This is a genomic window from Cyclobacteriaceae bacterium (assembly GCA_030584025.1).
In the GTDB taxonomy this organism is placed as follows: domain Bacteria; phylum Bacteroidota; class Bacteroidia; order Cytophagales; family Cyclobacteriaceae; genus UBA2336.
This window is the reverse complement of the sequence record CP129487.1, coordinates 1,435,411-1,452,576: the sequence shown is the minus strand read 5'-3', so window position 1 is coordinate 1,452,576 and position 17,166 is coordinate 1,435,411. Positions and strand designations below refer to the sequence as shown.

Genomic DNA, 17,166 nt, shown 5'->3' with positions numbered 1-17,166 from the left:
ATGCACCGAGCAGCAATGCATACCACCCCGACCAGCTTTTAAAAACAGGTGGCTTTTCGTCTATCGAAGTTTCAGGCTTATGCTTCACTTTTGTTTTGATTTCTTGACATTCTTTTTTGGAATTGCTCCTTGCAACGGTTGTTGTTTTTCAAGCGAAACTAAATTAGCAAATAGTTTATAAGCGCCTGCTACACCTTCAGGCAACTCGCGAAAAAAGGATAAACCCGTGTATACATAATATCCATTGCCGTATTTTGCTACGAGCAGACTACCCTCTTTTGGATCCTCCCCTTTATCATTCATGGATAAGATGGCTTCGAAGTCGTTTGTCCAGGTATTGGGAAAATACAAACCACGCTCCTGCACCCAGTTTTCAAAATCGGCTGCGGTGATCTTGTTCGGATAATTCAACACCGGATGATCGGGTTTTAAAAAACGAACTTCTGAGTTTTCATCCGTTACCCGATCACGTGAAAGTTTTAGCGTATAGGGTGTGAAGGTTGTACCTAAATCAACCGTGGTGTTATACTGCACCACAAGCGTTCCGCCCTGTTTAACATATTCCAACAAGGCGGGCATTAAGAAACGAAGCCGGTCATTGGTATTGATGGCGCGCACGCCAAGAACAACCGCATCCATGCGTTTCAGGTTTTCATGATTAACATCTCCGTTCTTCAACTCCACAACTTCATATCCCATGGTGCGCAACGCTACTGGTATATCATCGCCTGCACCGGGAATGTAACCTATGGTACTACCTTCACGCTTCAGGTTAATGCGCACAACCTTTGCTTCAGCCTTCGGCAAAAGTGTTTGAACAGGAATGTGGTCATAACTAATAGTCTGAAGAGATTGATTAAACGTTTTATCACCCACAGTGAATGAGGCTGATAGCGTGCCCGTTACTTCTTCGTTACCCGGGTAAATTACAAAAGCCTGTGTTATTTCTTCTCCCCGATTAGATATTGTTAAAGAGGCTGCAGGTGGTTCTGTTTTCCATCCTGCTGGAACATTGAGTTTAAGTGTTCCGGTTATTCCCTGATTAACTGCGGATTTAATTTGAACGTTTATGGTTTTCGGACTGGCATCACTGAACACCAAAACCGGATCAGAAAGGTTTACAAATACTGGCGGCACAATTTCAAACGGACGGGTTTGTTCGCCTTTCACCGGATCAGTCCACTTATAAACAACCGGAACGCGAACGGAAATCAATTCCTTATCAACCAATAAATCAACCACCATAGTCAGTGCCGGATCATTCTCGGGTTTTCCGATTAAGCGTTCATCCGGCACCTCAAACAAACCAATTGAATGTGGTTCACGCAGCCAGTATGGATCAGAATAGTTTTTGGCTGAATTGATTTTCTTTTGAATCCGAAAGGATACAGGAATATTATTCTGAAGCGGTTGCTGAAAAAGCGTGTCGAGTTTTACATCAACACACACAATTTTTTTCAATGTAACCGGAAATGCGGATCGGTTGATTAGCTCATAATTCAGCACAACGGGTTCGCCCGGTGAACCATAAAAATTACCAGCCGAAACTTCTGCATAGAATCCCAGACAGTCCTTAATCAATTGATCTGTTTCCTGAAGTTTGCGCTCACGCCAAATGCCTGGCTCAACCTGCCTGATTGCATTTCGAATCTGAACTAATAAAGGAATACTTAAGTACGGCATTTCCAGATCAAACTCTTTAATCGCCTTGTCGACAAGAGGCTGAACTTTTTCTCCACCCTTTACGCGACTCCACGTGGTATTAACTCCGTCAAAAATGTCTTTGGCTGCGTCACCGCGCGTGAGTTCAAAAAATTCCTGTGCATCACCGCGTCTTCCGGAAGAACCAAAGCCCTGGCTCTTGTGCTGCGTTCGACTGGTGGCTGCCATTTCTGAATACGATTCACCCAATAGCGTATTATAGCCACCCACATTCAACGCGGTAACGCCCGGAGTATTTTCGTTTATGGATTCATTCCACCAACGGCCTGTATTTACATACAATCTCTTCGGCTGCCAGGTATTGAATGTTTTTAATTGATTGGGATACACCGTTGACTTGCCCGCCACATCAAACGCTTCAATGGCCAACATGGCTGATGCCGTATGGTGACCATGACCGGCACGTTCATCGGGAGGAAAACGCGTGAGGATAACATCCGGCTGAAAAGACCGGTAAACCCGAACTACATCCGAAAGAATTTCATCTTTATTCCAGATGTCAAATGTTTCTTCAGCAGACTTGGAGTAACCAAAATCATTCGCTCGGGTAAAAAATTGTTCGCCACCATCAATCTTTCGGGCAGTTATCAACTCCTGTGTTCGGATAAGTCCCAACAGATCGCGCATCTCAGGGCCGATGAGGTTTTGCCCCCCATCGCCACGCGTCATGGAGAGGTAAGCGGTGGCCGCCAAACGCTCGTTGGCGAGATAGGCAATCACGCGTGTGTTCTCATCATCCGGATGAGCCGCCACGTACAGGGCCGATCCAAGAAAATTTAGTTTCTTCAAAGCCAGCTTAATTTCAGCCGCGCTGGGCTGATCAGACTGACCGAAAGTAAAGAATGATACGAATAGAAACAGGGGTACAAAACGAATCATGCAATGCCGGAATTTTGTGCTAATAAACATAAAAATTCAGGTAAGGTTACGCAAAAAATACAGACTTACATGATGCAGGTGAATGACGGGCTAAGCGGTAAATGATCAGGGTTAACGACTGCTACACCCTGCCACGTTTCTGACCGTTGATAAAGTAATCGCCATTTTCATCGATGGTGATGATGATGCGGCTCACCTCCTTTTTATCATCAGAAAGAAAATACACAATATGTTCGTAACCAGAAATCTTGTCTTTGGCATCATCCGTGAATCCCACATCAAGTTTAATTTCTTTCCCAATAGTAAACTTCCGATTACTTGCTACGGTCTTTCCATCCCGCATAATTTTCATACGCACTTCATTGGCAGCTGCTTCCTTAACCAGTAAGTATAAGGTCATGTGCGGAAGCGGATCGGTGCTGATTCGTTTGAGATACTCTGCACGGGTTTCATCCACCTTTACCGTGCCCGGATCAACAGCAGGGCGTTGCATAAACTTCATGTCAAGTCGAACCGAAAATTCCTCACTTGACTTATAGGGCACCTCCTGCTCGGGATAAACAAACACATAGAGGACGACTATGATCAATAATATGGGCATGGCATTTATTTTATTTTAAAATAATCCTCTCTTTGACCTGCGGGTTGATGTTCCAAACAACACACCAAATACCCCACGTACCAACTCTCTCCCTATCTGCCTGGCCATCGGTGAACCAACCACCTGATCAAACGTAGATTTTTCCTTTCGCGTTGCCCGGCCCGTGGAAGTTTGTCGCGTGGTGGTGGTTGTACGAGGTTGCTTCACCGTTTCCTGTTGTTGTTCCTCATATTGCTTCATTCGCGCCTCCAGCAATTCGTGCGCACTTTGTGGGTCAATCGGATCTTTGTATTTCCGGTACATATCGGAGTTGCTAAGTACCTGCTGATATTCCTGCTCGGATAATGGGCCCATCACCGAAGCCGGAGGCCCCAAATGTGTTACCACTGTTTCTGTAGGAATACCCTTTTCATTAAGCACCGTAATAAACGCCTGCCCCGTACCCAGTTGGGTAAATTGTTGTTCCATGTCATAGAAATCCGACCTTGGAAACGTTTTGATGGTTTCGCGAAGTGCCTTGACATCATTGGGAGTGAATGCACGGATAACATGGTGCACGCGATTACCCAGTTGTGATAACACATTTTGTGGAACATCCTGTGTTAATTGTGTACAGAAAAAGATACCCACACCCTTTGAACGAATTAAGCGGATAACCTGATCGATCTGATCCAGAAAAGCTTTAGGCGCATCCTTAAACAACAAATGAGCCTCATCTAAAAAGAAAACCAATCTCGGCTTATCCAGATCACCTGCTTCCGGAAGGGTCTGATAAATTTCTGCCAGCAACGCCAACATGAACGTAGAAAAAACAGCTGGCTGATGTTGTACATCCGAAACATTCAATAAACTGATCACGCCTCTTCCATCCACTTTCTCAAACAGGTCTTCAACATCAAACGAACGTTCACCAAAAATGTGCTGCACACCCTGCTGTTCCAATGCTACAATCTTTCGAAGAATGGTTCCCGCTGTTGAACTACTGATTTTTCCATAGTCACTTTTTATTTCTTCTGCACCCGGTCCTTCGGTGAGGTAGTTCAATACTTTCTTTAAATCATTGAAATCCAAAATCGGCAAAGCCTTATCATCCGCATACTTGAAAAGCATGGTGAGTACGCCAGTCTGCGTATCGTTGAGTTCAAGAATCTTGCTTAACAAAACAGGTCCGAACTCCGTAACCGTGGCGCGCATTTGTGCGCCAAGCTTGCCGCTGAGCGAATAAATCTCTACCGGAAAGGAAGCTGGTTGGTACGTGCTGCCGATAGCTGTTGCCCGTTCAGTCAACTTATCATTCGGTGTAGCCGCTTTTGCCAATCCGGAAATATCGCCCTTCATATCGGGCATAAACACGGGTACGCCTGCAGCAGAAAGTTGTTCAGCAATCAGTTGCAGGGTTCTGGTTTTTCCTGAGCCGGTTGCCCCGGTAACCAACCCGTGTCGCGTCATCATTTTTAACGGCAGGTTCACGCGGGCATCCGCCACTATTTCCTGTTGATAAATTCCGGCTCCCAGAAAAATGGAAGAGCTGGTAAATCCGTATGACTTTTTAATGGCTTCAACAAACGCGTCACGACTCATAAATAAAACATTTTGTAGCTACGAATATACAATAATGATCAGGTTATTAAACCCGCTACTACCAGAAGCTGAAGCTATTGGAATCAACATCCATTCTTCCATAATGCCGCACGTGAAGCCTGCCTTCTTGTGTGACTTAAGTTACAGAGCATCAGTGCTCTATGATTAAAATCACAGCACAATGTGAGCGCAGTCATTACATAGATGTACAGGCGGTTCTACTTTCGATTAACCAATCAGCAGAACCATTATGAAAAACATACTCATTCTCGGAGCCGGTACAGCAGGTACCATGATGGCCAACAAGCTGTATAAAAATCTGAATAAAGATTTATGGCGCATTACGATCATCGATAAAGACGAAGCGCATTACTACCAACCCGGATTTCTTTTCATTCCATTCGGCATTTACAAGCCCGAAGATGTAGTGAAGCCTAAACGGAAGTTTTTACCAGAAGGTGTGGACTTCAGAATCAACGAAGCCGCCAAAATTAAAGCCGAAAGCAACCTGGTGATTATGCAAGATGGTAGCATGATTCCGTACGACATATTGATTATTGCTACCGGAACGACACCTGTACCCGAAGAAACAGAAGGGCTAAAAGATAAATTGTGGTATACAGATATTTTCGACTTTTATACTTACGAAGGCACCACCCGGTTGGCTAAAAAACTGGAAACGTGGCAAGGTGGAAACCTGGTCATTAACCTGGCCGAGACCATCATTAAATGCCCGGTAGCACCGCTGGAATTTACCTTCCTGGCCGATGCCTATTTCACTGAAAAAGGCATACGCGATAAGGTGAACATCACTTATGTTACCCCACTTTCGGGAGCATTTACAAAACCAAAAACAACGGCACTGCTCAACAACCTGATGGCAGAAAAGAAAATCAACGTTGTTCCGGATTTTTATCTGCAACGCGTGGATAATGACCGCAAGGTTTTGATTTCCTATGACGAACATGAAGTTCCTTTTGATTTACTCATCTCTGTTCCTGTAAACAAAGGCGATCAGGTTGTAGAGGCCAGTAAAATGGGTGATGAAGATGGACTTAATTTTATCCCAACGGATAAACATACCCTTCAATCTAAAAAACGCGAAAATATTTTCGTGATTGGTGATGCGACTAACCTACCCACTTCAAAAGCAGGCTCTGTGGCACATTTTGAAGCGGAAATTTTGCTGGAGAATATTTTGAGCTACATCAATGGCCAACCGTTGGAAGCAAAATTTGACGGGCACGCCAACTGCTTTATTGAAACCGGATATGGAAAAGGAACCCTTATTGATTTCAACTACGATACCGAACCCCTACCCGGAAAATTTCCATTTGCCGGCTTCGGCCCGATGGGATTATTGAAAGTAAACCGTGCTAACCACCTCGGTAAGCTTGCCTTTCGGTGGATTTACTGGCACATGCTGTTAACTGGTAAAAAACTTCCGGTAAGCACCAATATGTCGATGGCAGGAAAAATTACAGAATAACTATTACCAACATTAAACCAATATTTATGGAAACCTTAACATTAAATGGAACCGCGGTAGCTGTAAATGCAGAAGGCTACCTGACCGACATGAATCAATGGACCCCCGAGCTGGCCAAAGAAATGGCGGCTGAAGTAAACATTGAATTAACACCCAAACATTTCGAAGTCCTGAACTGGCTTCGCGAAAAACAAAGAGAAGGTGTACAACTAAGTATTCGTAAGTTAGGCAACTCCGGAATTGTTGACATCAAAACATTCTATCAACTCTTTCCGGGCGGACCGCTTAAAATTTCAAGCAAACTGGCAGGTATACCTAAACCCGCAAGCTGCGTGTAACATCATTAACCTTCAAAATTAATTTTTATGCAAGACGTATTAGAGAAACCCGTAACTAAAGTAGCTGACGTTCCGGTAAATAAAGATAAAGGCAAACTGAAAAAAGTATTGATCATCTGCTCCAAAGGAAAACTGGAAGACGTATATGCGGCCCTGGTCATGGCCAATGGTGCGTTGATGGAAGGATTGGAAGCAAAAATGTTCTTCACATTCTTTGGGTTGGAGGCCATCACAAAAAAACATGCAGATAATTTGCACACAGCCACGGTGGGTAACCCGGCTTTTATGCCCGGCATGCCAACTATGGTTGCAGGTTTACCAGGGTTTGAAGCGTTCGCATCCTATATGATGAAAAAGGAAATGGACAAACTTGACATCCCGCATGTCACTGAATTTATTCAAATGATTGAAGCGGGTGGTGGTGAGATTTATGCCTGCAAGCTGGCTGCCGATATGTTCCACCTCAAGAAAGAAGATTTTGTGGATGAAGTAAAAGGCATCATCACGGTGGGTGATATGTATGCGTTGGCCGAAGGCGAAGGCACACAGATCATCTTCATCTGATGGGTTCTGGTTAAGGTTGGTGAAGCCGCCCTGAAATTCGGGGCGGCTTTTTAATTCGCCCCAATTTCTAATTTCTATATTGCTTCATCATTCAGTATCCATGCACCGCGAGCTTGTCCTTCAGGAAAACGATCTCACCATCTGGAAATACCACGGCATTCCGGAAACCGGCATTGCATTTTTTGAACGCACCAACTGGGGAAGTGCCGGCATGGTGTATGAGCGCAAAAACTCCAATGAACTTATCCGCCTACTGAAAGATCCTTACCTGTATGCCATTGAACAGGATAATACCATTGTCGGAACTGCCGTATTCTGTCATACACACCCCCGTGTAAACAATCAACCCTTCAACTCCTACATAATCCGGTATTTTGCGGCTTCAGCTGCCATTCAGGGTAAAAAGCTAATGAAGTATTATGCAGGTAAAGTGATGGAGGTGGTGCAACAGGAAGAAAGGGAAAAAACCATTTATGTGGGTTGCCTGGAAAAGGGAAATCTTCGCTCCTACCGTGTGGTTGAAAATGCAGGCTATGAAAAACTCGGCTTGCTTTGTGTGAATGCGTTCAGTCGCTTCTACCCTAAAGCTCAACCCGATGTAGTTCGCTTAAAACCCGAAGAGCAAAGTCAAATGCTCGACCTGATTCATGATCAATACAAACATCATTCACTGGTACATACAGATTATCTATTCTTAAAAGATAATTATTTTATAATTCGAGAACAGGGCGAAATTGTAGCAGGCTGCCAATACCACCGTGTACATTGGGCGATTAATAAAATGCCGGGGCTCATGGGCAAAATTATCATGAACGTACTGCCGCGTTTACCGCTGATCAACAAACTATTCAACCCAAAACGGTTTGAGTTTCTTGCACTTGAAGGCTTGTATTTCAAACCCGGCCATGAGAAAACACTTCTACGTTTGTTTGAAGGATTACTCCATCGCGAAAAAATAAACTCGGCACTTTTCTGGATGGGTGAAAATTGTCCGCACCGTAAGACCATCCTGAATTACGGCAAACTTGGCTTGCTGAATTCTTTTGTAAAAGATTCCGGGGTGTACATCATGACTTCCTATCAAAACATGAATGAAGAGGAAATAAAAATCTTAAAATCATTGCCGCTTTATGCATCTGCATTTGATTATATATAATCATCATACTTTGCGTTCTTAGCACATTTGCGTGAAGAATTAAAATAAAATCAATAACTATATGAAAAAGATCTTTACCGAACACGCACCCAAAGCCATTGGCCCTTACAGTCATGCCATTCGTAGCGGCAACCTGATTTTCTGTTCCGGCCAAACACCACTCAATCCACAAACCATACTGATTGAAGGTGCCACCGTAACGGAGCAAACCAACCTGGTGTTGAGCAATCTTGAAACCGTTCTGAAAGCCGAAGGTTGCAACCGCTCGCATATCATTAAAACTTCGGTGTTCTTAAAAAACTTTGCCGACTTTGAAAAAATGAACAAAGCCTATGAAACCTTTTTTGGTGATCATAAACCGGCTCGCACCACCGTTGAAGTAAGTCGCTTACCAAAAGATGCCTTGGTAGAAATTGAGTGTGTGGCTGAGGTGCCGTCTTAAAATCAAACAATTATGGGATGTCGCTCAACCGGTGAACCATCAAAATTATATCGGTAGGTTATTAACCTGCGACTTTGTAACCCTCCCAGGTTTTTAGAAATGTTCAACATCTTTGGATTGAAGTCGCCCTGCCATAACAATTCAACTGTTTTGTAGCGGCCGTGTTGTTTGATCACTTTCTCCGCTTCTACAATCATGAAGTAATCCACGCCAGTGCCTTGAAACTCAGGCACGATACCATAAATCAAACCAACAAACCGGTCACATACCCCGCGCTTGAGATAATAGATAAATTTCAACTTTTCCCACCAGCCAAATTTTCCGTGCATGTGCCGGAACACCTGGTTCAGGTCGGGAATATTGATCCACATGGCAATGGGATTTTCATTATGGTACACAAACCAGGCGATGGTTTCATCCATTACCGGTTTCATGGAACGAAAAAGTTTTATTGCCTGATCGTTCGACATTTCCTTATTGCCTTCGTGCTTGGCCCAAGCCTTGTTGTACACGGTAACAAAATCGCGGGCATACTTATCCAGGTTTTTCTTGCGAACCTGCACCGCTTTAAACTCAGGCTTGCCAGAAAAGATCGCATGTGCTTCATAAAACTTCGGTTGAAGTTGCGTCTTCTCTCCGGCTACCGGTAAATGCCAGCAAATCTGGTTGTAGAAAAGCTGAAAGCCGTATTGCTCAAACAACTTTTGATAATATGGTGGATTGTAATTCATACCGTACAAGGGCGGATGAAATCCTTCCACCAACAAGCCCCACCAACGATCGCGTTCACCAAAGTTGATTGGGCCATCCATAGCCTTAACACCTTTTGTTGTCAACCATGAACGTGCCGTATCAAATAACATATTGGCTGCCGATTGACCATCGATGCAATCAAAAAAACCAATGCCACCTATCGGGCCTTTATCTCCCTTGTTGGAATATTTCTTGTTAACAAACGCTGCAATTCTGCCGATGTATGAACCATCATCGCGCTGGAGCAGCCAGCGAATAACTTCGCCATGACGAAATGCCTTGTTGGTTTTCGGATCAAAGACTAACTCAATGTCCTTATTCAGCGGTTGAATCCAATCCGGATTATTGCGGTTACACCACACATGTACCTGCAAAAAGGCATCTGCCAGTGGCTTGGAATCAACAACAAGAGTTTGCACGCAACACCTGAATTAGATGTTGCGAAGGTAAACCGGAAGCCGGTAAAATCGCAAACGAAATGACAAAAGTCAGTTACAACGAACTTCCCATTCGTTCCAGCAATGCTTTAGTGGCCTTTATTCCGTCAGGTTCAGAAAGCTTGCCCCCTTCATATTCAATTCCGATATAACCGGTGTAGCCGGAATCCTTAACAATCGAAAGCATTTTTGCATAGTCGGTTTCGATGCAGTTACCCTGTTCATCAAAGTCGTAACTCTTGGCGCTTACGCCCTTGGCAAAAGGCATCATCTCTTCAACGCCCTTGTACCGGTCGTACCACTCCACACATTCCGATCCCCATTCTGAACCATCGGCACGCTTTACACAAAAGTTTCCAAAATCCGGTAATGTACCGCAATTGTTCATACCTGTATTTTTGATTACAGATGAAAGCCATTGTCCGTCTGAAGAATAGCTGCCGTGATTTTCAACAATCACGTTGATGTTAAAATCTTTTGCAAACGCTGATAACGAAGCAAGTCCATCGGTTGCCGCTGCGGCTACTTCTTCCCGTTCTCCAACACCAAAGGCATTCACCCGAATGGAATGACAGCCTAAAAACTTCGCTGCCTCAACCCACTTCTTATGGTTATCAACTGCTTCGGCACGTTTGGCTTCATCCAGGTCACCGAGGTAGCCTTCGCCATCACACATAATTAACAAACTGGTTACGCCATTATCAGCACAACGTTGCTTAAGGTCAGTCAGGTAAGCCTGGTCCTGTGCCTTATCCTTAAAGAAAGCATTTACGTACTCAATCGCATCAATACCATAATCACGTTTGGCAATTAACGGAAAATCAAGGTTGGTGAATTCATTAGCGAAGAGCGCTTTATGCAGCGACCATTCAGCAAGCGATATTTTGAAAAACATACCAGAAGAATTTTCAGATTTGTGCGAACAAGATGACAACCATGACGGAATAATTGCTGCGCCAGCAGCGGCCAGTCCGAGGTTGCGAAGAAATAGTCTGCGTGAGGCTTCAGTATTCATAGGATTCAGGTTTATGCGTTTAATATAGACATTATCGCGAATTGTTAAAACGATTTTTTATTCAGTGCACGCATGAAAAACCATCCATCCTTAACAAAATTAGTTTTATATCAATCTGCGATGGCCTTATCTCTTTCTTTCCTACATTTCCACACCTGAAATCTAACATTACAACTATGCGTTACCTGATTTACATACTCCTGCTGATCACCACCTTTTCGTTTGCTCAACAAACTGTTCCGCCCCAAGCTGATTTACGGATATACGACATCATCAACGCGGTATCGGCTGAACGGTTGGAAAACGACATCCGCATACTGGCCAACTTTGGCACACGCAATACGTTTTCGGATACCGTTTCCAACACCCGAGGCATTGGTGCGGCACGGAGGTGGATAAAGGCTGAGTTTGATAAAATTTCAAAGGCGTGTAATAACTGCCTGGAGGTATTCTATCAAAAAGATCTGGTTACCAAAGAAGGAAATCCACGTGTTCCGAAAGATGCCTGGGTGGTGAACGTAGTAGCCATTCAACGCGGAACGGAATACCCCAACAATTTCATCATCATGTCGGGCGATATTGATTCACGCGCCAGCAACACCATGAATTATGAAATTGATGCACCCGGAGCAAACGATAACGCAACCGGAATGGCGGGCGCAATTGAAGCGGCACGTGTACTTTCAAAATACAAATTCAGGCACAGCATTGTGTACGTTGGACTATCAGGTGAAGAGCAAGGGTTGTTTGGTGGTGCCGGATTGGCACGTTACGCAAAAGAGAAGGGTTGGAATATTATTGGTGTGCTCAACAACGATATGATTGGAAATATTGAAGGAGTTGATGGCGTGATTGATAATCGTTCCTTCCGGATTTTCTCCGAACCCGTACCTCCTACCGAAACCGAACAACGCAGAAATCAACGAAGATTTTATGGTGGCGAAGTGGATGGCATTTCACGCCAATTGGCACGCTACGTTCACAAGCAAACCAAAACGTATATGCCGGAAATGAACCCGATGTTGATCTACCGGCTCGATCGGTTTGGTCGCGGTGGGCATCATCGTCCATTCAATGATCTGGGTTTTGCAGGCATCCGCATTATGGAAGCCCACGAAAATTACAATCGTCAGCATCAGGACATACGTGAAGAAAACGGAATCAAGTATGGAGATGTAATTGAAGGTGTGAATTTCGAGTATGCTAAAAAACTAACAGCAGTAAACGCCATTACCATGGCCGGATTGGCGTGGGCACCACCCGCCCCAACCAACGTGGCCATTGGTGGCGCAGTTCAACCCTCCACCAAACTTTCGTGGGATGCGCTGCCAGCCGATAAAGTAGGCGGATATAAAATCTACTGGCGCGACACCACTTCTCCTACCTGGGATTATTCTCGTTACGTTTCTAACGTATCCACATTTACGTTAGAAGGTATTGTGATTGACAACTTTTACTTTGGCGTTGCGGCAGTGGATAAAAGTGGAAATGAATCAGTGATTGTATTTCCGGAAAGATTGATCCGTTAACATGATTTGGATCATCCTGATATTACTTTGGATATCGGTGAAACTGAAACTCACTCAACGAAAAGCTATGATTCAAGCCAGCTATAAGAACAAGCAAAACGAAGAACTACCAATCGTTAAAGAGTCAAAGTGAAGTTTTAGGTAACTACGGTAAATCAGTTCTTGTCCACTACCCAGGTATCTGTCCAACTGTCGTGCCAACCTCGCGCACTACCTAAAAAGGAAAAAGCTTCGAAGGGCACAAACCTCGATAAGGTACGGAGCATGATCGTTGACGTTTTTGGAACTCGGCCATGTTTGTCGACCACTCGGGTTCCGGTAATCAGCTTCCCAACGGTAACGCCAAAAACAGATTCCATTAAAGTGTAGTAAACGAAAAAGACGGAGAAACCTAATAAATAAGAGACTGCAGTAAATCCAGGATCGTTTTCATCTACATTATCAATATAACCAGGCGTAGTTAGCTCCGTTCCTATTGCCAAAATAAAACCAGACAGAAAAGCAAGAAAGTATACAACGATAGTATCTACAATATGATTGGCAAATCGCTTTCCAGCTGAAGCCATCCTACTGTCAACGTTGATGGCTGTTGACGGATAGTCGTATGGAGTTGTATGTATATCCGCTTCAGCAGTCGGCTTGAATGTAGGGCAACTGCCTTCAAAGTCGGCTTGCTTACCAGTAAGGGAACAAATAACGCCTTGTCGTGCATCAAAATCTTTGAGCTGACAAACTGTACAGAATTTTAGGTGATCTTCTCGTGTCATGGGGGGACATGTTTAATTTTCGTTTCAAGATAAAGAAAACCAAAACATGTTAAAATCCTCAGCCAAATTGCAAACAGTTATCATCCCAAATGAGTCTTTAACCAATTTGCTTCAGAGGTTGATCAGCCTTGGCATAAGCATATCTGGCCAACCGTGTTGGATTGTAATACGCATCCAACCCCAGGCTGCATAATGATCCAGCCCTTTCCAACGCCAAAAAGCCATCCGCTGTGATGAAGGATGAATCCAATAAAACCGATTGAATCTCACCGATCACAAAAAAAGTATTGTTCCTGGAAATGGGAATAACCTCACGAAGTGCAAGCGCGTACTTCACCCGACTTTCCTGAACAAAAGGTGCTTTAATGCCTTCAACAAATTGAGGCGTTAAGCCAACCGCATCAAATTCACTTACGTACTCCGGATATTTGGCACTGGTCTGATGCGCCCTCGACAGAATTTCTTCATGGATGTGATTAATGGTATACACACCCGTTTTCTGAATGTTGGCTATGGTATGGGGTGCGGCTTCCAGCGGCCGGTTTACGTAGCCCACCAAAGCAGGATCTGCACCCAGGTGAACGATGTTGCTGAATATAGCCAGATTTGTTTGTCCTGTTTCACTGATGGTGCCAATCAGACCTACCGGCTTAAATCCGGAAAGTGAGTTGATAAAATTTCCCCGATAAAAACGCGACCAGGATGATATTTCAGATGAGGATATTTGATTCATAACCTCTAAACACCAGCTAAACGTTTATGTTTTTTTGCTCCGATCGACTATGAAAGAATTTTCTAATTTTTGAGTCAGCTAACAGCCATTACTTGAAATAATCTACCATTAATCCCTACCTGATCGCCAATACCCTTACCCAATAATTCCCTACCCAAAGGCGCCTCCGGAGAAATGCAATAGAAACTTTGCCCATCCAATTCAATCATTCCAAGGCTTACAGAAATGTAAAAATATCCCTGTGATGTGTGCACCAATGATCCTGCCACTACCCTGTCTTGTATTTGAACTTCTTTTAATTCAAGTAATCGATTCAGGAGCCTTTCAGTTTCCAACAACTGCTGAGTGAATCGCTCAATTTCAAGCTGAGCCATAGCCCTGCCGGTTTCATATTTGTCACCCACACTGCTTTTGGTTTCTTCGTTAGCCGATGCCTGTACCTGTGCCCGCTCATGTTGTACCTGTTTGATGCGCTCCTGAAGCACATCCACACATTTTTGAAATATCAGCGATTTATCAAGCATAATCAGGCATCCGGAATAATTCCCATCTTTTTCATCAAAAACGTTGCGTTCATTTTCTGTGCAATACCCGTTCGTAGTTTATAATCGAACGAAAGTTTATCCCCTTCCATGGTAGGCTCAAAACAATAATTGGCAACTTGATTGGGATAATCCGTTTCCAGTTTGCCTAATGCCAGGTCGTGCGTGGCGATGAGTGCCAGGCAAGAATGATTAAGTAATTGCTGAACGAGTGCAATCGAACCGGCTTGCTTGTCGGTTGAATTGGTGCCTTTTAAAATTTCATCCAACAGAATCAACAAGGGTTTACCGCTTTGCAATTCATCCACGATAGACTTTAGTCGCGTGAGTTCTGCGTAAAAATACGATTGATGATCTTTCAGCGAATCAGCCGTGCGCATACCGGAACGTAAATCCACAACAGGACATATAAAAGTTTTTGCACAAACCGGAGCGCCATTCAACGCCAGCACCAGGTTTACACCCAACGTCCGCAGAAATGTGCTCTTGCCGGCCATGTTGGCACCCGTAATGATTAGCACCCGGTGTGGATTGCCAATCGTTACTGTGTTAGCCACACATTCTTCCGGTTGCAGCAACGGATGCCCAATATCTTCAGCCTGAATTTTGAATTGCTCTTGTATAATCGGAAACGAAAATGCAGGATGATTGACATGCCATGTAGCCAGGCTAATAAGTACTTCGGTATCGCGAATGGCCTTAAGCCACGTGATCAATTTATCGCCATGCGCTTCCCGCCACTTTTCCAACCGGTAAACACATTGCAAATCATAAAGAAACAGTCCGTTCACCAACAGGTTCATCATAAAATTCAACCGCGCATTCAACCAACTGACCAACGAAGCCAGCTCTTTTACCTTCTCTCCTGCTTCATACGCCTGACCCGCAAACTTCTTCATCAATTCGGAAGAAAATGATTGAGTTTGAATATGTCCAAGGAGTGATCCGTATTTCTCCAACAACGTTTTCTTGCGACTGATGTATTCATGAAAGGCATTGATGCGCTTCAGGTGTAATCCTAATATCACCCATTGGGCGAGCACCAAAAACATAGCCACGATTTTCAGTACAGGACTAAAAAATGAACCCGCAACCGAAAGCACAGTAAGCACGGGCACCACCATCAGGAGAATGCGGTAAAAACTCTTTCCATATAAAAATGAAGGACGCTTCACCCATTCCACCAACTCAGCATGATCATGCACCTGTTCATTCATTTCCATCCCCGATGCCTGAACATGTTGACAAAAATCCGTCATGACCGAAAGCTCTTTTGCCGCTTCCTGATGATTGACTATTGCTTCCTTTGTTGCCAAATGACCGGACAACCTTTCCGCCAGTTGTTTCTTTCCTTCACGGGTATTGCATCGATTTAATGCCTGGAATAATGATCCCTCACCAAAAATGTCGAGGTCATGCGTATAGGGATGATGCGGATCAATGAATTCACTTCCGCTATCGAAAAATGAAAAATCACCTTCAAGGGCCTTTAGCTCACCTTCATTTAACTTAACCAGGTTTTCAAGATGCGTTTTTTCTACAAACAACCTGGAATGATACAACACCAGCCAAACAAACGCACCACCCGCCAGAATGGCTCCGTAAAATGCAGACGACTCAGTAAACCCGGCATAGATCAGGGCGATGGTTACCAGCACTATAACCAGCCGAAGGTTGGAAACACGATTTATGCGTTTACTTATCTTCTGCAGTTGGGCATAAAAATCATCCCTCCTCTTTTGGTAAAAATCTGCGCGTTCGGCCATGCCTCCTGTTTAAAACGCTAAAGAAAACAAATTGGGTAACCAGAATTAAATCCGCCCCGAAAGATTATCAGATTTTTTATGGAAAAAGAAAGTCAACTGCATCATAGCGCTAAACTTACCCTAAACCACTATGAAAAAATCGTTACAACTCACCATTCCCAAGCCTTGCCACGAAAACTGGAATGCTTTTACCCCCACCCGCAAAGGCGGTTTTTGCCAAAGTTGCAGTAAGGAAGTGGTCGATTTTACCCGATACACCGATGAACAGGTAAAAGATTATTTCAAGTCACGGCCGCAAAATACCTGCGGAAGATTCCGGCCGAATCAATTAAAGACCTACATGGTAGTTGAACCAAAGGCCACACCTCGTCTGGGTTGGTTGTCCTTGTTTCTTGGCGGCATCATGCTTTTCTTCACTTCCCGCTTCACGCAGGCACAAAGTTCACCCAAAACCAACACCGAGCAAATTCATGTGAAGGGAGAATTGAATCAGTCAACAAGCACTACAAGAAAACTGCGCATTACTGGTGTAGTTAATTCATTGGAAGATGGCACCCCACTGCCAGGAGTTAATGTGATACAAAAAGGTACAGTTAATGGCACTGTCACGGATGCAAACGGGGAATTTGAATTGCAGATCGCGAAGCTTACCGGCACCGAAGTGCTGGTATTTTCTTTTATTGGTTTAAAGACGATTGAGTATCCATTGGGAACCACTCAACCAACTCAAAACATAACAATAGAAATGGAAATGGATATAGTCGCACTTGGAGAAGTAATAATGGGTGGTGTGGGTACCCGCAAAATCAGCTTTCGCAGATTGTGGTGGAAAATCAAAGGATTGTTTTAACC

Annotated in this window: 16 protein-coding genes; 7 read left to right on the top strand and 9 right to left on the bottom strand. The window is 44.0% G+C overall.

The annotated features are described in order from the left end of the window. Window positions 1-84: 84 nt before the first annotated feature. The 3 genes from QY309_06790 to QY309_06780 form a co-directional block, all read right to left on the bottom strand. Complete coding sequence (locus tag QY309_06790; protein ID WKZ61183.1) at window positions 85-2,601, bottom strand: PIG-L family deacetylase; 2,517 nt, start codon at window positions 2,599-2,601, stop codon at window positions 85-87. 121 nt (window positions 2,602-2,722) lie between these two features. Further along, window positions 2,723-3,202: a hypothetical protein gene (locus QY309_06785; protein ID WKZ61182.1), complete on the bottom strand. Its 480-nt coding sequence runs from the start codon at window positions 3,200-3,202 to the stop codon at window positions 2,723-2,725. 15 nt (window positions 3,203-3,217) lie between these two features. Next, a complete protein-coding gene (locus QY309_06780; protein ID WKZ61181.1) occupies window positions 3,218-4,783 on the bottom strand; it encodes a DUF853 family protein in 1,566 nt (521 codons plus the stop codon). Window positions 4,784-5,033: 250 nt separating this feature from the next. Between QY309_06780 and QY309_06775 the strand changes: the two genes are divergently transcribed. The 5 genes from QY309_06775 to QY309_06755 all read left to right on the top strand — a co-directional run bounded on the left by QY309_06775 (window position 5,034) and on the right by QY309_06755 (window position 8,772). Further along, window positions 5,034-6,272: an FAD/NAD(P)-binding oxidoreductase gene (locus QY309_06775; protein WKZ61180.1), complete on the top strand. Its 1,239-nt coding sequence runs from the start codon at window positions 5,034-5,036 to the stop codon at window positions 6,270-6,272. Window positions 6,273-6,298: 26 nt separating this feature from the next. Further along, on the top strand, window positions 6,299-6,610 hold the full coding sequence (locus QY309_06770) for a TusE/DsrC/DsvC family sulfur relay protein (protein WKZ61179.1): 312 nt from the start codon (window positions 6,299-6,301) through the stop codon (window positions 6,608-6,610). 27 nt (window positions 6,611-6,637) lie between these two features. Then, window positions 6,638-7,174, top strand: a complete 537-nt coding sequence (locus QY309_06765) for a DsrE/DsrF/DrsH-like family protein (protein WKZ61178.1) — start codon at window positions 6,638-6,640, stop codon at window positions 7,172-7,174. A 100-nt stretch (window positions 7,175-7,274) separates the two neighbouring features. Further along, window positions 7,275-8,330: a GNAT family protein gene (locus QY309_06760; protein ID WKZ61177.1), complete on the top strand. Its 1,056-nt coding sequence runs from the start codon at window positions 7,275-7,277 to the stop codon at window positions 8,328-8,330. A gap of 61 nt (window positions 8,331-8,391) precedes the next feature. Continuing rightward, the gene (locus QY309_06755; protein ID WKZ61176.1) at window positions 8,392-8,772 is read left to right on the top strand and encodes a RidA family protein; all 381 of its coding nucleotides are present in this window, start codon (window positions 8,392-8,394) and stop codon (window positions 8,770-8,772) included. Between the two features lie 2 nt (window positions 8,773-8,774). Here QY309_06755 and QY309_06750 read toward each other — a convergent pair whose 3' ends face one another. After that, on the bottom strand, window positions 8,775-9,944 hold the full coding sequence (locus QY309_06750) for a hypothetical protein (GenBank protein ID WKZ61175.1): 1,170 nt from the start codon (window positions 9,942-9,944) through the stop codon (window positions 8,775-8,777). A 73-nt stretch (window positions 9,945-10,017) separates the two neighbouring features. Next, window positions 10,018-10,977 (bottom strand): sugar phosphate isomerase/epimerase family protein, encoded by a 960-nt coding sequence (locus tag QY309_06745; protein ID WKZ61174.1) that lies wholly within the window; start codon window positions 10,975-10,977, stop codon window positions 10,018-10,020. A gap of 176 nt (window positions 10,978-11,153) precedes the next feature. Between QY309_06745 and QY309_06740 the strand changes: the two genes are divergently transcribed. Continuing rightward, window positions 11,154-12,506 carry a M28 family metallopeptidase gene (locus tag QY309_06740; GenBank protein WKZ61173.1) on the top strand — a complete coding sequence of 451 codons (1,353 nt, stop codon included), beginning with the start codon at window positions 11,154-11,156 and terminating at the stop codon, window positions 12,504-12,506. Window positions 12,507-12,661: 155 nt separating this feature from the next. Here the strand turns inward: QY309_06740 and QY309_06735 are convergent, their stop codons facing one another. The 4 genes from QY309_06735 to QY309_06720 form a co-directional block, all read right to left on the bottom strand. Further along, window positions 12,662-13,273, bottom strand: coding sequence for an RDD family protein (locus QY309_06735; protein ID WKZ61172.1), 612 nt, complete (start codon window positions 13,271-13,273; stop codon window positions 12,662-12,664). A gap of 97 nt (window positions 13,274-13,370) precedes the next feature. Further along, window positions 13,371-14,006 carry a flavin reductase gene (locus QY309_06730; GenBank protein ID WKZ61171.1) on the bottom strand — a complete coding sequence of 212 codons (636 nt, stop codon included), beginning with the start codon at window positions 14,004-14,006 and terminating at the stop codon, window positions 13,371-13,373. A gap of 74 nt (window positions 14,007-14,080) precedes the next feature. After that, window positions 14,081-14,530, bottom strand: a complete 450-nt coding sequence (locus QY309_06725; protein ID WKZ61170.1) for a hypothetical protein — start codon at window positions 14,528-14,530, stop codon at window positions 14,081-14,083. 2 nt (window positions 14,531-14,532) lie between these two features. Next, on the bottom strand, window positions 14,533-16,314 hold the full coding sequence (locus tag QY309_06720; GenBank protein ID WKZ61169.1) for a hypothetical protein: 1,782 nt from the start codon (window positions 16,312-16,314) through the stop codon (window positions 14,533-14,535). Between the two features lie 130 nt (window positions 16,315-16,444). On the opposite strand from QY309_06720, the gene QY309_06715 reads away from it, so the two are divergent. After that, on the top strand, window positions 16,445-17,164 hold the full coding sequence (locus QY309_06715; protein ID WKZ61168.1) for a carboxypeptidase-like regulatory domain-containing protein: 720 nt from the start codon (window positions 16,445-16,447) through the stop codon (window positions 17,162-17,164). Window positions 17,165-17,166: the final 2 nt, after the last annotated feature.